Here is a 24,486-nt window from a genome sequence, read left to right as displayed (position 1 = left end):
CTTAAATTTAATTAAATTATAGCAACAATTTCCTAGTAAAAATTATTCTTTCCTCAACACCTCCAATGGGGAACGATTGATGACTGTCAAGCTATTAATCAATCCTATCAGTACCGTTAATCCTACAATCACAACCATCAAGATGAATATCATCAGAAAGGATGGAACAAACACGGCTTCAAAAACAAAAATAGCCAACAAATAACTCGCAATTACCGCTATGACTATCCCTGTCAGAGCCGATAATAAGCCTAGAAATAAATATTCGCTGATCGTAATGAGAAATATTTGCTTCCTACTGGCTCCTATCGTTCTTAACAGAACATTCTCTCGAATCCGCTGATATTTACTGATCCGTACGGATGAAATAAGGACAATAACTCCAGTAAGAATACTGAATGCCCCCATAAATTGTATTATAAAACCAATCTTATCCAATATCTCCTGCAACACCATCAAAACAGCATTCATATCAATCACGGATACATTCGGAAAACTGTTGACAATTTTCTGTTGAAACTTACTGGACTCTAGTTCTGTTGGAACCTTGGCCATCATCAAATAGAATTGAGGCGCTTTATCAATACTTCCGGATGCAAAGACCACCCGAAAATTCGATTGAAACCTATTCCAATCAACTTGCCGGATACTGCCAACCTTCGCCGGAATGATTAATCCCTGCACATTGAAAGATAGCTTGTCCCCAACTTTAACTTTGATGTTCTCAGCATAATTTTTATCCAAGGAAACTATAGCGGTATCAGAACCACCAACCTTTGAAACCCATTTTCCTGAAGTGATCCGCTCGGTTGCCGTCAAGGAATCCCTATACGTTGCTCGGATCTCCCCTCGAAACGCACGCGAACTTACTTCATTACTCGTATCTGCTACTACATCCTTTAAGGTCACCCCATTCACACTCGCCAATTGCATGGTAACAACCGGCACAGATTCTAATATCGGATAGCCTTCCGATTTTGCTAAGGCATCCAAAGGTGCCCGCTGTGAGGGCTGAATATCAAACATGATCATGTTCGCCTGACTCTGCTCAGAAGATAGCTTAACCCGGTTAATCAATAGATCCTGAACCAAAAACATCGTGGCAATCAATGCTGTACCCAACCCTATGGATATCATCAAAATAACGGTCTGGTTGTTCGGACGATATAAATTCGATAAGCCCTGCCGCCATAAATATGGCCAGCCTTTTGGGAAATATTTCTTGATCAAAAAAGTGAATACCTTTGCCACTGAATAAAGTAGCAAAAAGGTCACCCCAACGCCTAGCACAAAAATGATGGTTTGCCCCCAATTTGGCATTTGTAGGCGAGCAAACAAGGTAATAAATACAAGAATCAATATATAAATCCACCAGCTCATCTTATCCTTCAAAACACTCTCTTCCTTGTCTGAAACCCGAATAGAATTTAATGGTGATATTTTCCGAACAGATAACAAGGGTAACAAGGCAAATAAAACCGCTATAACAAGTCCGAGTGCTATCCCTTCAAGAACGGCAAGCCAAGAGATTCCTGTACTTAAACTTACGGGTAATACATCCTGCATTACCACTGGAATGATATATTGAATCAAAGAACCTAGGACAGCACCTATAAAACCTCCTATGAGTCCTATTCCTGCAAATTGAACCAAAAATATATAAAAAGCCTGCTTCGCTGTTGCTCCTAGACATCGTAATACAGCAACGGAGAGTAATTTCTCCCGCACATAAATCTGAACTGAACTGGATACGCCAATACAACCTAGTAATAAGGCTACAAACCCTACCAACTCCATAAAACTGGCCATATCTGCAAAGGATCGCCCAGTATTTTCTTTGGTGCTCTGAATCGTGGATGCCCTCAATTGCAATTCCGTAATTCTATTCTCAAGCTCTTTAACCTTCTTATCTACCTGAAACCCTTTGGGAAGCTTAAAATAATAATGATACTCAATTCTGCTTCCTGTCTGTTGTAAACCAGAATTCTTTAACTGCTCGATCGGTACAAATACCGAAGGAGCCATCGCCCCAGAAATTGCTGTCTGCCCTGGTTGGGATAAAACATTCCCCCAGATTTCATAACTATTGTTCCCTAATTGAATGGAATCTCTGACATGGGCGTCAAATTGTAATAAAAGTGAATTCTCAACAAAGATAGCCTTATCCTTGCCAAATTCTTTAAAACTATGTGCGGGATTGGTTTCTACATCCCCATAAAAGGGATAACTCCCTTCAATCGCTCGGACTTGAACTAATCGCGATCCATCAGCTTTCGGAAAACGGATCATCGACATGAATCGCTCTTCCTTTGCAAAATCCTCACTCAAGCCTTTAAGTGAATCTATGAATTGCATGGCCTCAGCAGATGGCTCCCGCCTACTCTCCAACTCCAGATCTGCGCCTATCAATTCCGCTGCCTGACTATCAATATCCCTCCGTAAATTCTCATTAAAGGAATTCATGGCGACTAAGGCCGCAATCCCTAAAATTATAGAAGAAATAAACAGAAATAATCTCGACCTGTTTTTGCGGCTATCCCGCCAGGCCATTAAGAAAATCCATCGCCAATTCATTGAATCTTCCCTCCCTTGATTGGAATTATTTTTTGTGTCTTTGCCGCCAAATCCAAATCATGCGTCACGATAACCAAGGTAGTCCCTGACTCCTGATTTAATTGAAATAGCATTTCCTCAATAATAGCACTGGTTTCCGCATCCAAATTCCCAGTCGGTTCATCCGCAAATAAAATCTTTGGCCGGTTCGCAAAGGCTCGAGCTAAGGAAACGCGTTGCTGCTCTCCACCAGATAATTGCGATGGATAATGATCCGCACGTCCAGACAATCCAACTCGGTCCAACAACTCCAAGGCCTCTTTCTGCTTATTTCTTTGTCCCCGCAATTCCATCGGAACCAACACATTTTCTAAAGCGGTCAAGGTTGGTAGCAATTGAAAATTTTGAAAGACAAAGCCCACATGTTTATTTCTGATTTGGGCCAATTTATCCTCGTTTAAACCACTTAGTTGAATCCCATCCAAAATAATATTTCCCTCGGTGCTCTGGTCCAAACCTGCACATAAACCCAAAAGAGTAGTTTTACCACTTCCTGAAGGTCCAACAATGGCCACCGTCGAACCGGCCTCTATCTCAAAATTTATATCTTGTAAAACGGGTAATTGATGATCTCCAATCTGATAACTCTTGAAGACATGCTGCACTTGTAGGATCATAGTTGATGTCATATCTAATAAATTTATAGATATTTTTTAATTAAATTAGCTAGATGAATCACATGAAACCCCTAATCTCTATCATTTTAGCAGTTTTTTTACTTGCATCTTGCAATAATGCCAATCAACAGAACAATACAAGTGCTCCAACAGATATTACAAAATCTGATTCCATCCCTACGGAAACAACAAAACGCATCTTATTTTTTGGTAATAGCTTGACCGCTGGTTTAGGGCTAGATGATCAATCCTTGGCATTTCCAGCTTTGATTCAACAAAAAATTGATTCCTTGAAATTACCTTATACTTGTATTAATGCCGGATTAAGTGGTGAAACATCAGCAGGTGGAAAAGACCGGATCGACTGGCTATTAAAGGAAAAAGTCGATGTATTTGTATTAGAATTAGGTGCTAATGATGGTTTAAGAGGAATCTCTACAGAGTCTACCTATCAAAATTTAAATGAAATAGTCAATAAAGTTAAAAAGGCTTATCCTGAATGCAAAATGGTATTGGCTGGAATGATGGTTCCACCGAGCATGGGAGAAAAATATTTTAATGACTTTGCAGCAATCTTCCCCAAATTAGCCAAAGAACAAAATATGACTCTTGTACCCTTCTTATTGGATAAAGTTGCTGGAATACAAAATCTAAATCAAAATGACGGAGTACACCCTACCAAAGAAGGTCAAGAAATTCTCGCAAACAACGTTTGGCAACACTTAAAATCAATAGTGCAATAAATCTTACTAATTTTATTTATTGATTAACTGCAGTGCCTTTGCAAGATAAGGATCATGATGGTTTCGAACATCCTTCACTTTAAGCTCAACCTTTATATCAGGAACGATACCCAGCCCTTGGGTTTCCGTTCCGTCTGGATAATAAACCCCAAGTGCTGAGAAAGCTGTTCTATATCCGAATGGAAGTGGAATCCAACTAATGTTCCCATCAGCCCCTGCAGTTGTAGATCCCACAACTGTCACATTTGCTGATTGTCGAAGAGCCATAACCTGATACTCGGAAGCGCTTTGTGTATCCTCATTGATCAATACGATTACCTTGCCTTTGTAAAGTGGCGCCCCTTCATGTTTTAAAAATGATGAATAACTAAACCTAAATTCTCCAGGCCTAAATCCCATATTGGAACTGAATTTCACATATTCACTCTTCTTCGAAAATAAATATTTTGCAAATAATTCATGTGAATAGATTTTGGGATATCCCCTGAAATCCAAAATTAACCCCTTCGATGCTTCTAATATTTTAATAAAATCTTCAAAATCATCCTCAACAAAATTCCCAATATTAAGATAAGCTATATCAGCATCAATTAGATAATAAGGTCGAGTATCTTGTGGAAAGGGTCTTACCTCCTCAAAAGAATAGGTAGGAACCGTAATGGTTCGCTCTTTATTTCCATTTGAAATCCGGAGTTCTAAACTGTCAGCATTGGTCTGTGTCAATCGCTGTGCAAGGTCTCGCATTGCTACAACCTCATTTGATGCCGCAATAAATGGTCGTAATACCTTAATCCTTTCGGAAACTCGAATCCCCCCAATTGATTGAATAACATCGCCCACCTGAATAGATTTACTCAATCCTACGCTATCCGATCCTAAAGAATTGATTACCAAATTATTTTCAACTAGTTTTGTAGAAAAACTCAACCTGCGCTTTCCAAATACTCCCCTATGGTAATAATCTGATAACTCTGAAAATGCATGCGTATCATTAATTTTTGAAAACAATTGTAAATACGCACTATCTAACTTGGCCTCCGTATTCGCAGCAACGAATGTTGGGATAAATTTTTCAAGCTCTAATTCCCAAGGAGTATCGATCAAATAACGATAAGGATAATAATATTGTATGGTATTCCAATATCGGAACAATCCCAATAATCGGAAACCAACATCCGATTTTGATACCGAGGCATATTTAAACTCATTTAAAGATACATGACTGGCCGACCCAAAATAACTTACATAAACATTCGTATCGCCTTTTTCAGCCATGGTCAGATCTTTTAGCTTTTGTTTTAAACCAGAAGAGAAATCAAGTTTATCAATCCAAGTATGGTCTGCTTTTAACTTGATAGAATCTGTTTCAGGTTGATTCAAAGTATTCAGCTTATTAAAAACACCAAATTGATCAATCCAGCCGATAATTTCTTGTTCAAACTCAAGGGCGGACTGATTCTTCAATATTGAAGGGAAAAATTTGAACAACTCCGTATCCATATCCCATTTTCCAACCATAACTTGTGGATGAAAATATTTCAATAAACCCCATACTTGACCTGTCAATTTTATCCGTTTTATTCGTTCGCTAGTTAATTCAAAATCTGGAACATGAGAATTAAAATTATAGATACTATCTGATAAAATTTTAGGCTGGTAAACAGATGATTTACTGTAGTCAATATCATCAACAAGTAATTTCAAATTCTTGAATTTAGCCGTTCCCTTCCCAATTACATATATCCCTATTCGAATTTTCTTTGTTTCCTTCGGATTAAGGTTTATAGAAATACCATAATTATTCCAATCTGTTGTCCCATTAACCTTATTTCCCAACATATTCATAATATCAACCTTAGGCATAAGGCTTAAATATAAACCGGCTGATCCATCTGAAACAATTGAATCTGTACTGATATCAGCATATAATGTCAACTTTTTCCCAGCAAAATTATCATCGATATCAAAATATACAAAGCCAACTTCATCTGGGCTAAGTCCTTTATTTTTGATTGAAAAAATAGTAGTATCACTCCCATTGTTTGTTGCTTGATAGTCGCTAAACATACTGCCATCAATTTTCCAGCCTCTAGGAATATTATTTTCAACATGTTTAAAGCTCAGGTTATACCGATTGGTATCTATTTGTGAAAACCCCAAAAATTGTAGGAGTATCAAGAAAGAAAGTGAAAACAGGAATTTAAGCATAACATTGGTATTTGTTAATCAAAACTAAACTTTTAAATAGCATGCAACTGTTAAACAGGAGTTAAAACTCAATCAATTAGGTTAATAAACGTTAATTCCGTTTGTATTCTAACCATTGACCTTCAAGTCAAGGGAGAATACCGCTCCCAGTATGCCCGAACTTTCCAAAAGAAAAAGAAGGTGTCTAAAAAGGCACCTTCTTTTGTTTTAATACCTTTCTTGATCTCAATTATATTTTAAACAATATTAAGCTGCAAGTCGATTTTCTGTACTTTTCATCACGCTGATAGCTTGATTTATCGCAAATAGGGAGTTGTTGCCACCAGGTTTACCAATTAAAGTTTTGCTTTCCCACTTTTTTGCCCATTTTCTTAGGTTATGGGCAATAGCCATCAATCCGAACTCCACAGTAACTTTCTCGAGTCCTTTCATACTAAAGCGGGTAAACTTGTTGTTGCTTTTCATCTGTCCAAATACCGCTTCGACTTCCACGGGTCTTTTGCTTCGATGGTATAGCCCTTGTGTCGATAGTAGTCTTTCTCTAGCTTTAGCCTTGAGCCAAGCAAGGCGGTGATTGACTTCAATCAGACGATTGCCCTGTGCTTTATGACACCCATCACGCATCGGACAGCCCTCACATCGCTGAGCTTGATAGCAGCTCACCTGGGCGGCATATCCGTTGGTACTGACCCTGGTTGTTTGTCCGACAAAGCTTAGTTTCTGTCCTGCCGGACACACATAAAAATCCTCCTGATCATTGTAATATAGGTTCTGTACCGAAAAAGGATCCTGCTTATGCTTTCGCTTCTGCTCCATATGGAAGTAATTGTACTTGATAAAAGCGGTTATATCCTGTCCTTCCAACAACTCATAGTTCTGCTCACTGCCATATCCGGCATCTGCGACGATTGACTCACTTTGTTTTCCGTAACGGGACTCAAAGCCTTCCAAATGTTCCGGTAGGGTTGTCGTGTCTGCGGTAGTCTGATGGATACTGTAATGGGTGATGAACTGTTCCTCGGTACTGATCTGTGTATTGTAGGCGGGTTTGAGTTGACCGTTCTTCATGTGATCCTCTTTCATGCGCATAAACACAGCATCGGTATCGGTCTTACTATAACTATTGCGATCCCCTAGTATTTTCAGCTGTTCTTCATATTTCTGCAATCGTGGCAAGTAGTCATCTTCGAGTTTCTTAAGCTGCTTATCGGTAGACTTATTGGCCACTTTGAGCTTTGCATTGATCGCTTTGATCTTTTCCTTCAGCTGCGTGCTGTCGATAGCCTTGCTAACTTCTTGATTGCCTAATGTAGATTGGTCTTGGGTAATCTGCGCATCAATATCGGCAAGAACCGAAGCGATGTTCGCTTCTAACTTTACCTTGTTTTTCTCAACCGATTTCTTCCATACAAACGTATAACGACCAGCTGCAGATTCGATCTTGGTACCATCAACATACTGAACTTTCAGGCTGACGTACTCCATTTCATGTAACATCCGGACGATACTTGCAAACAACTCCTGTATTTGCCCCTTAAGACGCTTCCCCCTGAAATAGTTGATCGTACGATAATCAGGGGTACTGTTGCCAGAAAGCCACATGAAATAGATGTTCTCTTGTAAGGCGCGTTCAATCTTTCGGCAAGAATAGATATTGCTTAAATAGGCGTAGAACAACACTTTGATGAGCATCCGGGGATGGAAACTAGTAGTGCCTCCCCCTTTATAAAGTCGGATAATATGATCCAGATCCAACTGATCAACAACCTGATTCACCAACCGAACAGGATGGTTCAATGGAATACGATCAAAAATATTTTCAGGAAATAGACTCGGACTATTGGATGGAAGAGCTTTGAATTGTATGTTTGCCATATTGTTTTTTGGGTGCACCTTAAGATACTAAATCTTAAGGACAAAAAACAGAAAACCCCGCCATTTTTTAATGACGGGGTTATTTTTTTTTAGAGACCTTTTTAGACAGCTCCTTAAATTCAAAAAAAAAAACTAGCACTAGCATATATCTACATCCTACCTTAAATATACCTGTTGATGCAACTGTTTTAAATCTACATGTGGAAATTGCTTGTCAAAATCAATGACCACGTCACTTGAATCTTTTTTTCCATCGGCATTGGAATCCCAATCCAATGAGACAAAATATTGTACAGAATCGGTTTCCTGAACCTCGGGTTTAATCATCGTACGATGCTCTGAAGGCACCTCAAATTCAACCGTAAATGGAACTGAAGAGGCTTCAAAATCTACTTCAGCAATTAAGGTAGCTTCTACATCTGCTACATTCGCCGGAGCAGCATACAACATAGCTTTTCCTTTTGGATTTTGAATCGTGGAATCTTGCTCCCCTACAAATTCTATAGGTAACAATTGCGGCCCTACAACAGCTTCCCCAGAGCCTTTTAAACCACAACTGCTCATACTGAAAGCAAGCATGCCAGAGATAATAAATAAATTTCTCATAACTTAATTATTTAATGGTTAAAGATAATTTAAATTCTAATTAATCAAATATAATTTTAATTGTTTAACAAAAATCTAACATTAATGTTTTTATTATGAGTTAATTAATATAATAATAACCTAATTGGATGGATAACATTAAATAAAATCACCATACCTAAAAAAGAAAATCTTGAAATACCGCTGTACTTCAAGATTCTCATTTTAACTACTTAATAAACTAAGAGGGAACGGCAGCGTATATTTTTGATCCCCTAGCCAAATTGGCCAGTGATATAATTTGCAGTAACTTCATTGTTCGGATTCCCAAAAATTTGACTGGTCAACCCTTCTTCCTTAACCTCACCCAAATACATAAAAACTGTTTTATCAGCGATACGTTGAGCTTGTTGCATATTATGGGTAACAATCACAATGGTATATTTCTCCTTCAAATGCATGATTAGTTCTTCAATTTTTAAGGTACTCACCGGATCCAAAGCAGAACAAGGCTCATCCATCAAGATAACTTCCGGACGTAAGGCAACTGCCCTGGCAATACACAAGCGCTGTTGCTGCCCCCCTGATAACCGAGTGGCCGGCATCTTTAAGTCGTTCTTGACCTCCTCCCATAAAAAGGCTTCACGCAAGGCCTTCTCAATAACAGCCTTGTCATGTGGCAAATTATTGATCTTTAATCCGTAGGCTATGTTTTCATAAATACTTTTGGGAAATGGATTCGCTTTTTGGAATACCATGCCAATACGTTTTCGAATCTCCGTAACTGGAACAGTTCTCGAATATAAATCCAAATTCTCCAACTTCAGACTCCCCGTGATTTTTGCATCAGGTGATAAGTCATGCATTCTGTTGAATGATCGCAATAGGGTACTCTTTCCGCATCCCGAAGGGCCAATTAAGGCTGTGATTTCATTCTCAGCAAATTCCACATTCACATTGTTCAGTACATGCTTGGTACCAAAACTGATGTTTAGATTTTCTGCGGATAGTTTAGTTTTCATTTTTTCTGTACTTGTAACGAATATAAAATGCTGTCAGGTTTAATAAAAAGACAACAATGATCAATACCAAGGCTGTACCATAGGCAATCGGACGAACCTCATCGATCGATTGATGCTGTGTTGACAACATATATAAATGGTATGGCAAGGCCATAAACTCTTGATTGATAAAAGCACTCGTCCCATTTATATAGAACGCTGCCCCTGTAAATAATATCGGAGCAGTCTCACCTGCTGCACGCGAAAGGGTTAAAACAACCCCTGTCAATATGCCAGACATGGCCGATGGAATAATCACATCCTTGATGGTTTCAAACTTGGTCGCTCCCACCGCTAAGGCTGCTTCCCTCGTACTATTTGGAATCCGCATCAAGGCCTCCTCCGTCGTGGTAATAATATAAGGCAAGGACAATAAGCCTAAGGTTAATCCCGCAGCTATCAAGGAAGTCCCAAAATGCATGGCTTGAACAAATAATGCTAATCCAAATAATCCATAAATAATGGAAGGAACACCTGAAAGATTCCGAATAGAAGCCCTGATGGTTCTGGTTAACCAATTATCCTCTGCATATTCCTGCAAATAAATCGCACATGCTACTCCAAATGGAATCGAAAATAATGCAGTAATCAAGGTTAATAAAACTGTACCGATGATAGGTGTCAAGATACCTCCGCGGGTCATCCCTTCTGAAGGAACCTCACTGACAAAACTCCAGGACAACTGACTTGATCCCTTGGAAACAATTTCCCAAATTACTACAACCAAGAAAAAACAAACCAATAAGGTACTTGTCAATAATGTCCCCCATTCTATAATACTGGAGAATCTAAGTTTTCTATGCTGCATGATATTTTCTGAATCGGTTAATAAAATACTCGCCTAACATATTAGCAGCCAAGGTCATAATAAATAATACGGTAGCAATCGCATATAGTGCGAAATAGTGTGTGGTCTGATAAGGCACCTCACCCATTTCAATCGCAATCGTCGCGGTCATCGTTTTTACAGAGTCAAACATACTCGTCGGCAAGATGGATGCATTTCCTGTTGCCATTAAAACCGTCATAGTTTCACCAATCGCACGACCAACCCCTAACATTACCGCAGCAATAATACCCGGCGCAGCCGCAGGAATGACTACTTTACAAAGGGTCTGCCATTTGGTTGCTCCAACCCCATAACTCGCTTCCTTATAAGTCTTTGGAACAGCATGGATGGCATCTTCTGCAACTGTAATAATCGTGGGCAAGGCCATTACAGCTAATAAAATCGCACCATTCAATGCATTTAAACCATTGGATAAATCCGCTAAACTCGCAATCCCCGGACTCACAACCACAATTCCCAAAAATCCAATAACGACCGACGGAATCGCCGCCAACATCTCAATCGCTGGCTTTAAAATATTCTTTAATCTCGGACTCGCATATTCAGCAATGAATGCCGCTGTCCCAATCCCCAAAGGAATCGCAATTAACATCGCCCCAAATGTCACGATCGTGGTACTTAGGATCAATGGAACCATCCCATACTTTGGATTCTTCCCCGTAGGGTTCCATTCCATCCCTGTAATAAAATCCAAAGGCTTTACATCCAGGAAAAAGGAAAACGAATTGTAAACCAACATCGCTAGAATCCCGCCCAATAAAGCCAATACTAAGAATCCCGTTGCCTTGAAAACGTATTTGAAAAATATGTCCATCGACAGTCTCGCTCTATATTTCATTTTTTTGATTTTCTAATATGTAATAACCATGATCCTCTATCAATACCCTGCCGTTTGGACTGCGTTCAAAATTGATAAACGGACGAACCTTATCCCAAGATTTTGCTAGGATAAACTGATATAATGGCCTTTGAAAGTAATAAACCCCATTGTTGATTGCATCTTGATCCATGGGTGAAATGGATTCACTTTGTTTATCTTTCTTGATCTTTAATATCTTAATTCCTTGAGATTCCTTTGGTTCGGGTGCAACATAGCCTGCACCTACATAACCTATCCCAGTACGGTCTGCCTTTACCCCTTCAATAATTTGTGCATTACCCGTCATCTCTTTTGCCGTATTGGCAAACTCGATCTTCAGCTTCTTTTTCACAAACGAATGAGTTCCCGAACTACTTTGACGTCCATAAATATTAATGGGAGCATCATGTTTTGATACTTCAGACCAATTACGAATACTGCCATCCATAATCTTAGCCAAGGTCTCTACATCGATGGAGTCCAAGGGTAAATCCTTATGTACGATAAATGCAGTCGCATCCTCGGCAAACACAACAGTCTTGATATCAATCTTCTTGTCCTTGAATTGTTGAACTTCCTCCTGGGAAAGTGGTCGCGATGAATTCGCGATGTCAGCCTGACCATTCATCAAGGAGGTTATCCCTAATCCAGACCCACCACCCGAAATGGCAATACTGAAGGTAGGATCAAGCTTGGTAAACTTCTCTGCTAGATTAACTGCTAAATTAACCTCAGTATCAGAGCCTTTCATCTTAATTGAATTGGAATTATTACTACATGAATAGAAAAATGTAGTACCTAACAGGGTTAGGATTGGAAAAATGCGATTAATACCTTTTCTCATCTCCACAAAAATGAAAATTAAGAATTAACAAAATGTTAAGCCAGTATTAACGAATAGGTACTTTGCGTTTTTTGTGTAAAGAAATTGTAATAAAAATATTAAATCTATGTAAGGACTTAACCCAACCGACCAACTTTTAGCCCATCCGCTGTAAAAAATATCCAACAAGGAAATTTTATATGTTTGTCGCGAATCAATAAAATCAATAAAAAAACGTCCCTAGAATTTCTAAGGACGCTTTATTTTCAATTAAATAGTTAGGTGGATTACCATCCGGGATTTTGACCAAGATCTGGATTCACTACTAAATCCGCATTTGATATTGGCTTCAAATATTTTTTATCATCAAACTTACGATTCTCGTCTGCTCGCCAGATAATATGTCCTTTGCTGCCTTCAGTCAATTTCGCCGCTTTTCCATCAACAACAAAATAGGACACTCCTTGTTTTGGACTTGATGGTGTTTTGGTCACAAAGGATACATCAGGCGTTCCATTGCCATCTAGATCCATTTCTTGATCCATTCCCGGTACATAAATACCTTTCCATGGCATCTCTAATAAGGTTCCTTTTTTCCAACGCATCAGGTCATCATAACGTAAACCCTCATAAACCAATTCAATTCCTCTTTCTCTGCGAACTTCCAACAAGTATTTATCTGAAATTTCAGGGAAATAAACCTGTTGCAAATAACGATCAACATCTGCAGGTTGTTTTGAACTGATTCCCGCACGAGTCCGTAATGCTCCTATCGTCTCATTCCACAGGGCAGCATCACCTGCTAATTTACCTAATTCCGCTGATGCTTCCGCATAATTCAGTAAGATCTCCGCATAACGCATCATCGTAATGGAATTGTACCCCTCTGTTACCCCATCTAATCGCTTGTCATCCAAACTGAATTTCATAATATGGTAACCTGTAAAGGTATACCCAAAATTTGCAGGTGCTGCAGATCCATCTGAACGTTTATAACCCAACCCGCGAACCGTCTGTGATAATCGTGGATCGCGATTCTTCATTTCATCTACGAATAATAACTCATCATATCCTGCTTGATCTGTAAAACGGCTTCCATCCACATTCAAATAGGTATTGACAAATTGTTTATTCAATCCCCATCTCGCACCAAATGTAGCTGAATTAAATTTCCAGGTAATTTCATGCCATCTCTTTAAAGCATTATTATAAACATTGGACCACATTACCTCTCCTGAAACGGGATTCTCACTCGTAAATAGAGTTCGGTAATCCTTGCTTGGATTGCCTGTGCTGTATAAGGAGTATTGCTTTGAATCCACAAGCTGCTTGGAAGCATTCAACGACTCGGTCAACCATTTTTCTGCTGTATTGGTCAACTTGATCTCTGGATGATATTTGCGATAGGTCCCTTCGAATAGACAAATCCTGGATTTCATCCCCAAGGCTACCCATTTTGTCATCATGGAAGAGGTATTGTCTTTCTTATCACGAATATTGGCTACCGCATAATTCAAATCCGCAAGAACAGAATCCATTACCGCATGTCTGGGATCGCGACCCTTATATAATAACTCTTTATCTTCTGTTGCCAATGGCTTTGAATACCAAGGCACATCCCCATAATCTTTGACCATATCAAAATAAAACATGGCTCTGAACAACCGGGCAACCCCTGAGTAATGCTTCCTTGCTTCTTCTGGAATGGATGGATTATCGTATTTACTTAAGAAATAATTGATATTCCGAAGTTTCGTCCAGCTCCATGCCCCTTGATCAACAGCTGAGAAATTTCCCGAGATAAATTTTGGTGAATTATTCTTGGAGGTATATTCACCCATTTCATCCGCCTGTACAATGGATAATCCAGATGGGATAAATTGTTGATAGAAGGAATTTGCATATAGCTGTAAATCAGCCTCTGTTGTGAAATAAGTGTTTGGAACTAATTTATCAAATGGCTCACGGTCCAAGAAATCTTTGCTACATGAAGTAAATGCCAGCGCAGCCAATCCTAATATACTATATTTAATTTTTGAGTTCATGATGGTAGAATTAGAATGTTACGTTAAGACCAAAAGTTGTTGTTTTTAATTGTGGATAGGCGTATCCCTCTCCTGAACCATTGGTTAATTCACCAATTGGCTTCTCTATAACTTCTGGGTCAAAATTCTCGGTATGTTTAAACAATCCTGAGAAAGTGAATAAGTTTTGCGCACTTGCAAAGACTTGTACATTGGCTAACTTGGTTTTCTGTAACCATTTTTGTGGCACATTATAGTCAATGGTCAATGATTTTAATCGTAAATAAGAAGCATCTTGTAAATAACGGGTTTGCGGTGCTCCCAATGAACGGTCAGTACCCAAGGCGGTATAACCTCTATATCTAGGGAAATAAGCATCTGGATTCTCTTCTGACCACATATCCTCCATCATTTTGATTGGCTGATATCCATAAGGTCTATTGTAAGGACCCCAGAACAAGCCTGCTTCTGGTGAGAAATAATAATCACGCTTTGCAATCCCTTGGAAAAATGCCGATAAACCTATCCCATTCCATTTTCCGGATAAGGTAAACCCAAATTGGTAGCGTGCTGAATTATTACCAATAATGCGACGGTCTCCAGGATTATCTACGGTATTATCACCTGAGTTTATGACACCATCCACTTCTCCGTTTTGATTTGGTAAGTCTGCAAATTTCAAATCTCCAGGTAACCAAACATTATTGTTCGAGTTACGGATAAAACTTTGATCTGCATGGTTGGCAACATCTTCTTCTGAAGTAAAGAAACCTAAGGTTTCATAACCCCAAATCTCACCAATCTCCTGACCTACATAATAGTTGTTCAATAATTTTTTTGGATTGTTGAAGCGAGTAATATGGGATCTGCTATCCCATAAAGATCCATTGATCCCCCAGTTAAATGGTTTTCCGGCTAATTCAAATTGATTATTGTAATTCACCGTCAATTCCCATCCTTTTGTCGATAAGTCCGCAAAGTTTCCATAAGGAACAGCCGCACCAAAAACATTTGGTAATGGCTCACCCACGGTAAACATATCGTAAGTCATCCGGTTATACCAATCGAAAGTAAAGTTCAAGGCATTATCGAAGAACCCCAAATCTGCACCCACGTTAAACGTTGTGGATCTCTCCCAGGTTAAACCGGATGGAATAACTCCTGGAATGGATGTATAACTTGGTTGAACACCCCCTAGGATTACTCCGGTTTTGGCCACCGACATCTGTTCTAGATAACGGTATGGTACTACGTTTCCATTTCCTAATGAACCATAGGAAGCTCTGAACTTCAAATTACTAACCAAGGGTTTTGCATCTTGGAAAAACGATTCATTGGAAACAACCCATCCCGCTGACACCGAAGGAAAGAAACCAAATCGTTGGTCCTCAGGAAATTTCGACGATCCATCATAACGACCGTTCAACTCAATCAGGTATTTACTATCGTAAGCGTAATTGAAACGGTAGAATAACCCCAAATATGCCCATTCATTACCACCACCTGTAATATTAAAATTCAAACCATCCATTAAGTTGAAATCCGGTTTGTTCGGTAAAATAATACCATCCCGTTGTGAATTCAACTTTTTCAAGGTTTGAGTTTCTACGTTGTAACCTAATAAGGCATTGATATCATGCTTATCTGCAAATTTCTTGGTATAGTTTGCCGTTAAGTTCCCCGCAAGGTATTTTTTACGCTCGCCCAATTGTCTCAATAAGCTTCGACCAAAACGATCTATTACTCCCGGTGAGTTGCTATAATTGATATAATTATTGGTTCTTTGCTCATCTTCCCAAGTTCTGGAATAGGTGAAATCTCCTTTTAGCGTTAGTCCGCTAACCGGTTTGATAATCACTCCTGCGGTATTTCGCAAAACGGTATTATTCAGGTCAGAAGCGTTATTCCCCTCAATAAAGGAAGCTATTCCGGTATATGCAGCTGAATGGGTATAAGTTCCATCAGGATTATAAATTACCGCCATTGGATACCCCTGATGCTCAAACTGCCTCCAGATATTGCCATCACCATCTGCAAACATAGGATAGTGATAATCATAACTGCTGATTTCTGTATTGTTCTGGAAGGTCAACCAATCTGTAACTTTGACATCTCCTTTTCCACGGATATTGTACTTGTTAAACTTGTCTGGATTAAAATTGAATAATCCTCCTTGGTGAAAATATCGGCCAGATAGGAAATATGATGCTTTTTCTCCTCCTCCGGATACGCTCATAGCTTGTTCGGTACTCGGCATATTTTCTCTATAAACCATATTGTACCAATCGGTATTTCCAAAATACTCATAACGATTCGTCGCCTTATTGAAAACAACTTCCTCGCCTCCAGAATTCTCGGAATGCTGTTTCAAAGCTTCCAAATATTCCAATGAAAATGGATATATGTTATTTACGGAAATTGGAGTTGATTTATAATCATACCAGGCATTAAAAGCTTCATTAAAGTTTTTTGCCCATTCATAACCATTGGTCACCAATTTTGGTTCTACCACCCGGTTATTCATTGAGAAGTTAGAGTTTAAGGTTACGGTTGCTTTTCCGGCTTTCGGGTTTTTCGTGGTAATCAATACCACCCCAAACGCAGCTCTGGACCCGTAAATTGCTGCCGATGAGGCATCTTTTAATACCGTTACACTTTCGATATCATTCGGGTTGATCATATTGGGATCTCCTTCTACTCCATCAATCAACACCAAGGCACTACCTCCAGCACCAATCGAGGTTGATCCACGCACATTGAAAGTTGCTCCGCGCGTCGGACTTCCATCAACCATCTTTAGGTTTAAATTGGGAAGTGCTCCTTGCAACATCCTACTTAAACTTGCCGCAGGGCGGTTTTCAAGAACCTCTGAGGTTACCTGTGAAACGGCTCCGGTCAAATTGATCTTCTTTTGAGTTCCGTACCCGACAACCACGATCTCTTCTAGATCGTTCTTGTTGTCCAGCTGAATAACCACATTGTTCAAATCCCCTGAAACCTGTTGGGTTTTGGTGGTGAAGCCGACAAATGAGACAACCAATGTCACATTGGATTTACTACTTTCCAAGGTAAATTGACCATTCTTATCCGTCGCTGTAGCACGATTGCTGCCTTGAATAGCAACCGTCGCGCTTTCAATTGGATTTCCACTCCCATCAACTACCCTCCCCGAAATAGTTTGTTGAAAATCAACTGAATTCATTAACTCTGTCCTCAATTTTGAAGCCGAGCTTTGGATTGGTAAGGACAAAACAGTCCCCGCCAATAGAAATATTGGTATGTAAGATTTCATAAAATTAGAATTCGCTTTTTACTTTAAATTGATGTCAAATTGTAAATGCTTATCACTCCGAATAAATGTTGATATTATTTCATAGGTTAAATTCGATTGCCCTGCGTCGGCAGTCAAGATTTGAGTGGATTCTGGATATAAAACCAATCTCTTGGTGCCATTCCCTGCTTTTAATTCCAACTCAAAATATAAATCACTATTGTTCTTAACTTCGTAATAATTGGTTTTTACCTTGGTCTTTGCATTGGTTTTCTCATGGTAAGCTGGAGAAACTGAAATCGATGCTTTTACTAGATCTCTAACATTTTCTTCCTTTCCAAACAGGTAATTACTTGACCAAACTACCGTCCTACCAGCTTCCAATGCCTCGCGGATTCCGGCAGCTGTACGATCTTTCGCCATGACCAGTGTCATCGTTCTATGCACACCTTGCTTCTCGATGTTATAATCATGAGCAATCAGGTTATGGATATCCGTATTTCCAATAATGGTTAAATTACGGTCCAAAGCCCAATCCAATGCTTTCTTATGAAAACCTAAGCCATTTACAACCTCAATTCCATGCAGCTTTTTCTCTTGATACATCTTCTCAACAAAGTCAATCCATTCATAGGACCCTGGAATTGCAGTTGCTTTCCATCCGGGGTGGTTCCAGAAAATAAATGCTTTTTGGGCGTAAGCCTTGTCGATTGCTTCCTGATCTAAATTGGAATTGTTATCCGATACTAATTCGTTTGCATCTTGAATAAACAAAGCGTTAAAATGTCCTGGAGGCGTTTGTCTTGTTACTTCCGTTCCTTTGACCAAAACAATATTATTCTCCTTTGCCAGTTCAACAGCTAAGTCATGCGAACGATTGTGGTCTACCTTTACATCCGCACTGTGGGGATTATATTCCATATGCTCGGTATATGAAATAGCATCCAACCCTTCACGCCAGGCTTCTTGAATTCTCACATTTGGCCATACATGACCATCGGTAAATACCGTATGCATGTGAAAATCACATTTCAATACTTGATAGCCATTGACATCGGGAATAGTTAGATTTTGCCGTTTTTTTGGATATGCGAATTCTGTTAAACGCATAATGCCATCATCAGTCTGTGCTTGTAATAAGCTAACCGAAAAAAAGAAGATTCCAATTAAGGATAATTTCATTTTCATAGTTCACACTATTAGGTTGATTTATAACGGCAAAAATAATTAAGGTTTGTTAATACAATATTAAGAATATGTTTTCGATTAATTAATAAAAAAAAAGAATTTTAAACATTAATTTATCATTTTGTGCCGAATAATTATTAATAAAATTAAATTTTCCGTTCAATATTAGCGATATATAATTATGGTTATCAATTACTTATATTATCATCAATAATAATTTTACTAGACACACTCAAAAAACAGCATTTCATAACGATTGTAAAATAATTATTTAACATATAAGATTTGTTAAGAAAAATAAACCTATTAAGAAATCACTTTGTTTTCGGTTTATGATGCGGTTCTATGCATATACGACATGAATAGTATTCAAATTCAGGAAGCGGTCGGAGAATGACCGCAGTTCCTTCGGACCTCCTTCGAAAAAACTCGAACAAAATCCGACTGATCTCCGAAGAAGGTCCGGAGAAAGTCCCCAGAAACTCCAATTTTGACTCGAATATTTCCTGAAGTTTTTCTGATACAGAACACTGAATTAATAGCAGGAATAGATTTGGGAATTTTAAGGAGAAAATTTATAGAAGAAATACCCCTGGCAAAGGAATCTAATTGTGTAATTCGGTCAGCATAATTCCGAGATCTTGAATCTGGGCGCTTACATCAAAAGAACCAGGCACTTCCCAACCAATATTACAATGGGAAATATGGAGATCTTCCCATTGACTATCCTTTAAAAAACCATTCTCCTTCGCCAAAAGAAATGCTTTTTTGATTTCAGGGAAAACATCGTATTTCAGCATTTGACCTTTAGAACCAACTTTACTAACATTGTTTTCACCTAAAACCTCCTTCATATCAGGCATATAAATGAACTTTGCGGTAGTATTGAAATCCTTGTTGGCATATTGCGGCGCAAATTGATGCCTAAAATCATATAAGGAAAGTCCGAACCAAAAATAATCCCCAAACCCTGCTGAAGCCTGATTATTATTCTTTATGGAAAGAAACCATTGAAATTGGGCTGAATGCAGGTTCTTATTAAAATTTTTCTTGCTATGATTATTCTTTACCGCGAGGATAGCATAGGTGACTTGCATTTCTACAGATCTTAGATTTGCCAAACGACCTGCTGGATTTTCAATATCCTGCGAAATCAGTAAGTGTGGCCATTTCTGACCTTCTTTTCTTGGATTATCGGGACTTACTTCGTTTTTTCCATACTCTGAAGAAGTGTTTAATTTCAATCGCAACATCCTATTGGCTGTATCTATTCGAAACTCATTCCCAAACCTGGTTTTATAAATATCGATGCCCTTTTGTTTACTGTAAGCGGCATTTTCAATTTTATTATTATAGTTGTTCCATTGCGCTAATTGCCATACTGGACCTTGATGTTGATTAGAGTCTACTACAATTATTTTTTTAATGGTTAAAGGAAGGTTAGGAACTCCGTCTTCAACCATATACACAGAAAAGCCTCTTGAAAAACTTGGATCTTTCAATAGATTGACCTGCGCTGAAGAGTTCAATGCATTCAAAAAGATCATTAGCAAAACCCAAAGACTCCTCATAATTAATTATTTAAGATTAAATTTAATAAAAAACAACCTGAACATATCAAGCTATAAAACTTGTTACTGTTCAGGTTATTGTTTCCTTTGGCAAGATAAAATCCTGCCTTATTTGCTAAATCGGATGGCTCTTAAATTAAAGCCAGAGCGATCTACCACAAATTTTATCTTATGTTTTCCTTCGGTTAGATTAATTTCGACAGGAGTTGTTGGAATGTACCTCCATGAGTTCCAGCTGCCATTGTTAGGAGCTTGAATATCTCCAGGAACACGAACACCATCGACTTCAAGATGGAATAGACCATCGCCATTAGCTGATAAGGATGCATCGAACAGGTATTTACCAGCGTCTTTTACATCCACTGTATATTGATACCAATCCCCAGCGCTGATATAGCCAATATTATTTCCATTGCCTTCAATTTCCACTGGTTTACTTTTGGAATCTCCCTTACTTCGACGGTAATCATCATTTCCAATATTATTGCCTTCATCATCATTAAAGGCATAGCCTAAACCACCATAATCAAAATCTGCCGCCATAATCTCGGTTTGTTTTCCGGTTTGCAAGACATGAGGCCCGTTGAAAGGCGAAGTAAAGGTCACCATAACATTTACTTTTTTAACAATTGGACCCACAGTATATAGGATAGCAGTTTGTCCTTCTCCTACCCCTGTTATTTCACCCAGTTCATTCACCACTGCAACAGCACTATTTTCAGTGCTCCATACTGCCGCCGGAATATCGTTTGCATTATCTGGAACTCGCTGAACAGTGATGATTTTCTTCTCACCTGGCGTCATTTCTAAATCCGTATCGCTCAACACAATATCCTTCAGGCTGATACGAATGACAGAGTAAATCTCTACCTTCTGTCTAATATCCCCCGCTTCTACGACGATATTGGTAAATCCTTCACCGGTGAGTTTGACTTTTCCATCTTGGGAGACCGTAGCGATTTTCTCATCTTCCGAACTCCACTTGAACTGATAGCTACCATCTGTGGGGCTAGCAATTAATTGGACCTCCTCGCCGACAAAACCATTGATGATGGATTTATTCACGTATAACTCCTTGACAACTTCCGTTCGGATATATTCTTCACAACTATTGAAACTCAACAACAATACTAGTCCCAAGCCATATATTATTAATTTTTTCATTTTTCTAAAATTTAAGTCCATAATAACTGGAGGTATTATTTATTTTCAATTTCATCCTCTTCCTTAAATTCAAGTCTTAACTCTTCTTTCATTTCAACCACCGTATTTCCTGAAACATAGTTATACCGCAGCAAGAAAGTCTTGTACGTTTTAAAACCATCATCATCAATTTTGAAGATATTCGGAAAATCAGGATCTCCGTTTACCTGATTAACAACGATGTTTTTATAAGGCTTAATAGTGAGCTTATTGTCAGAACTTACTTCAATTAGAATGGCACCTTGATTAATGACATTGGCATTGGACTCAAAGGCTTCATTACCAGCCATCACCCGTACTGAATTTTTAGTAATGGGATGCATGACCTTATTTCCGGGCATTTCTAATTCCGACGCTGAACCTTGCTCTCTATATTTCCCACGCATGCTATAAATGCTTGTCCCGTCTGATTGAGCATAATAATTCTTTGTCCGGACGCTATACAGGATATAGCTCTTTTTCGGATTCGCTTCATAGGCAGAAAAAGATTGCACACGGAGTGGAATAAAATAAGATGAATCCGGCGATAACCCATCAGGTCTGATTTTGATTGGTAATCTTCCAGAAATCTCGCCTGCAGGAATGTTAAACTTTAAACTGGCAATATCGTATTTATCAGCTGGAAGCGGTCGTACATATTTAGAAACATCGGTATCAAAATTCACCAAATTGAACTGATCGATTAAGGTTTTATCCTCAACCAGACTGATTTCAATACCTTTTTCAATAGGCTCAGTTCCACCCAAGGATGCCGCAACATAACCTATAGACTCTTCGCCAAGCTTATGAAACTTTCGAGCAACATTATCCGATTCACTGATTAAGGCAAATACATTTTTATATTGTTCTTTTTCATATACTTCATCATCATTACATGATTGAAATATGGACAAAACTAGGCCCCCAAACAATACCGTTTTCCAAAACCCGGTATTGAATTTATTTATATTGATGTTTTTTCTTTTCATAATTCAATGGTTTTTAGTTTTCCCAACCTGGATTTTGATCTAAAGAAGGTAGCAATCGCACTTCATTCAGTGGAAGTGGTACAAAAGCTAACCTTTTATTCACGATTCTAGCACCAATTCTCGAGGTATTAGGAATCACCCGGTTAAAGAAAACATCACGAGAGCCTTCGATATTCATTCCGCGGATTGGCACAGATTCAACCTGCTCCATTATTCCCCATCTTCGTACATCGTAATATCTTCTATTTTCAAATAAGAACTCCACCATTCTTTCCTTCTCAATCAACCTTTGGATTGCGGCTTTGCCTTCAGTTCCACGAATCCCTGGTATTCCAGCACGATAACGAACTGGGTTGAAAGCTTTCCTGATCGCTTCCGGATCACGACTGATATTATATTGCTTTCCGTCCAATTCGACCGTATGCGAACCATTGATATTATTCAATGCTTCTGCATATGAAAGTAATATTTCAGCATAGCGAATAATTGGAAATGCTTTATCCATTCTACGCGCATTGGTTCCACCCCAAGCATCCGTTGGATGGATGAACTTTTTCAGAACATAGCCGGTAATCGGGAAATCCACCGGACTACTAACAGAACCTTTACCATTCGGAGAATCAAAATAATATTCAATGGTTTGGTTGTAATAGCCTGAAGAAGTGGATGAAGACATGGTCCAATAACTTCCAGAAAAACCAACACTTGCATAGAATCTAGGTTCTCGATTATTATACATATTGCTCACATTGGCATTCAAGCGAAACCCTGAGAATACTTTGGTCGTATTGGTAAAGCCAGATTCGGTATATGGATAATTGCTGCTTGAGTTAGAGATCTCACGACCATCGACCATGGAATAAGCATCCACGACTTTTTGAGTCACAGATGTACCATTCCATCCATCCAATTTTTGGGGGAAGGACATTCTGGTTTCATCAACCAAGGCTCCACTTCTTCGGGCCCAGACATACTCTGCATTCACAGGCACAACAGATTCGCCGTTGAACATCTCAGAATAGGAACGATAATGATCAATTCCTGCAGCTCCATTAGGCCATTGCTGATAGTAGTTCGGATCCGAAGTCACCCCTTCTGGTAATTCCGGGGTTTCTGAATCTGCAGGAACCACATGCAACCTGAACATACCGGTTTCACCCAGATCAATTATGCGCTTGGCAGCCGCAGCAGCTAATGCCCAACGTTTTTCATCATAGTTCTGAGAAATATAGTTTACCTTATCTGTCGACCTTTTCCAAGTACCGAAATAGGTTCTTGCACTTTCACCTCCATTGAACAATGGACTGGCATGGATTAATCTCACTCTCGCAATCAGACCGTAAGCTGCTGATTTAGTAGGTAATCCAAATTCAACCAAGGGAACTGAATTAGGCAAAAACTTAGCAGCTTCCTCCAATTCATTACAGATATATTCTACTGCCTCATCGTAGGTAGCACGTGGACGATCATAATCCGAAAGTTGAGCATTTGATTCAATAATTTCATCACCCAATAAAATTGGGGGACCAAAATCCATTAAGATATTGTAATAAGCATAGGCACGGATAAATCGTGCATATCCCAAGATCTTAAAACGGTTGTCCGTCTTTAGATCTTTAGCCTCATCAATTCGGTTGAAAATGGTATTACATTTACGAATGATTTTATAATAATTCCCCCATTGATTGAGAGAGTATAAGCTAGTAGCTGTAATCTCACCTAATACGAATCGCATTCCACTATAACCACTTGATGTTAGGAAGGAAGTAAAACCTTCGTCAGTAGCAAATGGTCCGGGAGTATGAGAGTTATTTTGTAACCTTCCTTCATCTGGAAAAAGGTTCGCCGTTCCCCAAAGGTAGGCTTCCACGTATCTTGCTTGCGAAAAAACCGTATCGAGTTTCAGCTCATCACTGAAATAATCATCCACACTTAGAAACTTCTTACATGAGGATGTAGAAACGACTATTAAAATCAGGACTATCGTAAATGATTTTATATGTTTAAAGAAAGTATTCATGGTTTCA

General features: G+C 38.9%; 17 protein-coding genes. 1 reads left to right on the top strand and 16 read right to left on the bottom strand.

Features of this window, described 5'->3' with window-relative positions; translation table 11 throughout:
* Nucleotides 1-42 precede the first annotated feature (42 nt).
* Together PZ892_RS05565 and PZ892_RS05560 are read right to left on the bottom strand one after the other, a co-directional pair.
* On the bottom strand, nt 43-2,574 hold the full coding sequence (locus tag PZ892_RS05565) for an FtsX-like permease family protein (RefSeq protein WP_277712345.1): 2,532 nt from the start codon (nt 2,572-2,574) through the stop codon (nt 43-45).
* Nucleotides 2,571-3,242 carry an ABC transporter ATP-binding protein gene (locus PZ892_RS05560; protein ID WP_277712343.1) on the bottom strand — a complete coding sequence of 224 codons (672 nt, stop codon included), beginning with the start codon at nt 3,240-3,242 and terminating at the stop codon, nt 2,571-2,573. The genes PZ892_RS05565 and PZ892_RS05560 overlap by 4 nt, the downstream gene beginning before the upstream one ends.
* A 41-nt stretch (nt 3,243-3,283) precedes the next feature.
* Here PZ892_RS05560 and PZ892_RS05555 point away from each other — a divergent pair, with 41 nt between their 5' ends.
* Nucleotides 3,284-3,973, top strand: coding sequence for an arylesterase (locus PZ892_RS05555; protein ID WP_277712341.1), 690 nt, complete (start codon nt 3,284-3,286; stop codon nt 3,971-3,973).
* Nucleotides 3,974-3,985: 12 nt separating this feature from the next.
* Here the strand turns inward: PZ892_RS05555 and PZ892_RS05550 are convergent, their stop codons facing one another.
* The 14 genes from PZ892_RS05550 to PZ892_RS05485 all read right to left on the bottom strand — a co-directional run bounded on the left by PZ892_RS05550 (nt 3,986) and on the right by PZ892_RS05485 (nt 24,479).
* A complete protein-coding gene (locus tag PZ892_RS05550) occupies nt 3,986-6,181 on the bottom strand; it encodes a S41 family peptidase (protein ID WP_277712340.1) in 2,196 nt (731 codons plus the stop codon).
* A 246-nt stretch (nt 6,182-6,427) separates the two neighbouring features.
* A complete protein-coding gene (locus tag PZ892_RS05545; protein WP_277712172.1) occupies nt 6,428-8,056 on the bottom strand; it encodes an IS1182 family transposase in 1,629 nt (542 codons plus the stop codon).
* A 156-nt stretch (nt 8,057-8,212) separates the two neighbouring features.
* Entirely contained in the window at nt 8,213-8,662 is a 450-nt protein-coding gene (locus PZ892_RS05540) for a hypothetical protein (protein WP_094256804.1), read from the bottom strand.
* Nucleotides 8,663-8,916: 254 nt separating this feature from the next.
* On the bottom strand, nt 8,917-9,663 hold the full coding sequence (gene pstB, locus PZ892_RS05535) for a phosphate ABC transporter ATP-binding protein PstB (protein ID WP_182498983.1): 747 nt from the start codon (nt 9,661-9,663) through the stop codon (nt 8,917-8,919).
* The gene (gene pstA, locus PZ892_RS05530) at nt 9,653-10,510 is read right to left on the bottom strand and encodes a phosphate ABC transporter permease PstA (protein ID WP_182498984.1); all 858 of its coding nucleotides are present in this window, start codon (nt 10,508-10,510) and stop codon (nt 9,653-9,655) included. The genes pstB and pstA overlap by 11 nt, the downstream gene beginning before the upstream one ends.
* Nucleotides 10,500-11,390, bottom strand: a complete 891-nt coding sequence (pstC, locus tag PZ892_RS05525; RefSeq protein ID WP_277712338.1) for a phosphate ABC transporter permease subunit PstC — start codon at nt 11,388-11,390, stop codon at nt 10,500-10,502. The genes pstA and pstC overlap by 11 nt, the downstream gene beginning before the upstream one ends.
* Nucleotides 11,380-12,216, bottom strand: a complete 837-nt coding sequence (locus PZ892_RS05520) for a PstS family phosphate ABC transporter substrate-binding protein (RefSeq protein WP_262890308.1) — start codon at nt 12,214-12,216, stop codon at nt 11,380-11,382. Before PZ892_RS05520 ends, pstC begins: the two co-directional genes overlap by 11 nt.
* A gap of 305 nt (nt 12,217-12,521) precedes the next feature.
* Entirely contained in the window at nt 12,522-14,279 is a 1,758-nt protein-coding gene (locus PZ892_RS05515; RefSeq protein WP_277712337.1) for a RagB/SusD family nutrient uptake outer membrane protein, read from the bottom strand.
* 10 nt (nt 14,280-14,289) lie between these two features.
* The gene (locus PZ892_RS05510) at nt 14,290-17,550 is read right to left on the bottom strand and encodes a TonB-dependent receptor (protein WP_277712336.1); all 3,261 of its coding nucleotides are present in this window, start codon (nt 17,548-17,550) and stop codon (nt 14,290-14,292) included.
* An 18-nt stretch (nt 17,551-17,568) separates the two neighbouring features.
* Entirely contained in the window at nt 17,569-18,717 is a 1,149-nt protein-coding gene (locus tag PZ892_RS05505) for an Sb-PDE family phosphodiesterase (protein WP_277712335.1), read from the bottom strand.
* A gap of 605 nt (nt 18,718-19,322) precedes the next feature.
* Entirely contained in the window at nt 19,323-20,288 is a 966-nt protein-coding gene (locus PZ892_RS05500; protein WP_277712334.1) for a hypothetical protein, read from the bottom strand.
* A gap of 108 nt (nt 20,289-20,396) precedes the next feature.
* Nucleotides 20,397-21,452, bottom strand: coding sequence for a carbohydrate-binding protein (locus PZ892_RS05495; RefSeq protein WP_182498991.1), 1,056 nt, complete (start codon nt 21,450-21,452; stop codon nt 20,397-20,399).
* Between the two features lie 35 nt (nt 21,453-21,487).
* Nucleotides 21,488-22,459: a DUF4361 domain-containing protein gene (locus PZ892_RS05490; protein WP_277712333.1), complete on the bottom strand. Its 972-nt coding sequence runs from the start codon at nt 22,457-22,459 to the stop codon at nt 21,488-21,490.
* A 13-nt stretch (nt 22,460-22,472) separates the two neighbouring features.
* Nucleotides 22,473-24,479, bottom strand: a complete 2,007-nt coding sequence (locus tag PZ892_RS05485; RefSeq protein ID WP_094258303.1) for a RagB/SusD family nutrient uptake outer membrane protein — start codon at nt 24,477-24,479, stop codon at nt 22,473-22,475.
* Nucleotides 24,480-24,486 lie beyond the last annotated feature (7 nt).

The sequence above is a fragment of the Sphingobacterium sp. WM genome (assembly GCF_029542465.1).
Classification (GTDB): domain Bacteria; phylum Bacteroidota; class Bacteroidia; order Sphingobacteriales; family Sphingobacteriaceae; genus Sphingobacterium; species Sphingobacterium cellulitidis.
Note: the sequence above shows the minus strand (reverse complement) of the source record. Positions and strands in the feature narration are given on the sequence as shown.

Excerpts from the sequence above, each read along its gene's own strand:
- PZ892_RS05485 (WP_094258303.1), bottom strand. The coding sequence starts at position 24,479 with ATGAATACTTTCTTTAAACATATAAAATCATTTACGATAGTCCTGATT.
- PZ892_RS05495 (WP_182498991.1), bottom strand. The coding sequence starts at position 21,452 with ATGAAAAAATTAATAATATATGGCTTGGGACTAGTATTGTTGTTGAGT.
- PZ892_RS05490 (WP_277712333.1), bottom strand. The coding sequence starts at position 22,459 with ATGAAAAGAAAAAACATCAATATAAATAAATTCAATACCGGGTTTTGG.
- PZ892_RS05555 (WP_277712341.1), top strand. The coding sequence starts at position 3,284 with ATGAATCACATGAAACCCCTAATCTCTATCATTTTAGCAGTTTTTTTA.
- PZ892_RS05540 (WP_094256804.1), bottom strand. The coding sequence starts at position 8,662 with ATGAGAAATTTATTTATTATCTCTGGCATGCTTGCTTTCAGTATGAGC.
- PZ892_RS05505 (WP_277712335.1), bottom strand. The coding sequence starts at position 18,717 with ATGAAAATGAAATTATCCTTAATTGGAATCTTCTTTTTTTCGGTTAGC.
- PZ892_RS05565 (WP_277712345.1), bottom strand. The coding sequence starts at position 2,574 with ATGAATTGGCGATGGATTTTCTTAATGGCCTGGCGGGATAGCCGCAAA.
- PZ892_RS05500 (WP_277712334.1), bottom strand. The coding sequence starts at position 20,288 with ATGAGGAGTCTTTGGGTTTTGCTAATGATCTTTTTGAATGCATTGAAC.
- PZ892_RS05550 (WP_277712340.1), bottom strand. The coding sequence starts at position 6,181 with ATGCTTAAATTCCTGTTTTCACTTTCTTTCTTGATACTCCTACAATTT.
- pstB (WP_182498983.1), bottom strand. The coding sequence starts at position 9,663 with ATGAAAACTAAACTATCCGCAGAAAATCTAAACATCAGTTTTGGTACC.
- pstC (WP_277712338.1), bottom strand. The coding sequence starts at position 11,390 with ATGAAATATAGAGCGAGACTGTCGATGGACATATTTTTCAAATACGTT.
- PZ892_RS05515 (WP_277712337.1), bottom strand. The coding sequence starts at position 14,279 with ATGAACTCAAAAATTAAATATAGTATATTAGGATTGGCTGCGCTGGCA.
- PZ892_RS05510 (WP_277712336.1), bottom strand. The coding sequence starts at position 17,550 with ATGAAATCTTACATACCAATATTTCTATTGGCGGGGACTGTTTTGTCC.
- PZ892_RS05560 (WP_277712343.1), bottom strand. The coding sequence starts at position 3,242 with ATGACATCAACTATGATCCTACAAGTGCAGCATGTCTTCAAGAGTTAT.
- pstA (WP_182498984.1), bottom strand. The coding sequence starts at position 10,510 with ATGCAGCATAGAAAACTTAGATTCTCCAGTATTATAGAATGGGGGACA.
- PZ892_RS05545 (WP_277712172.1), bottom strand. The coding sequence starts at position 8,056 with ATGGCAAACATACAATTCAAAGCTCTTCCATCCAATAGTCCGAGTCTA.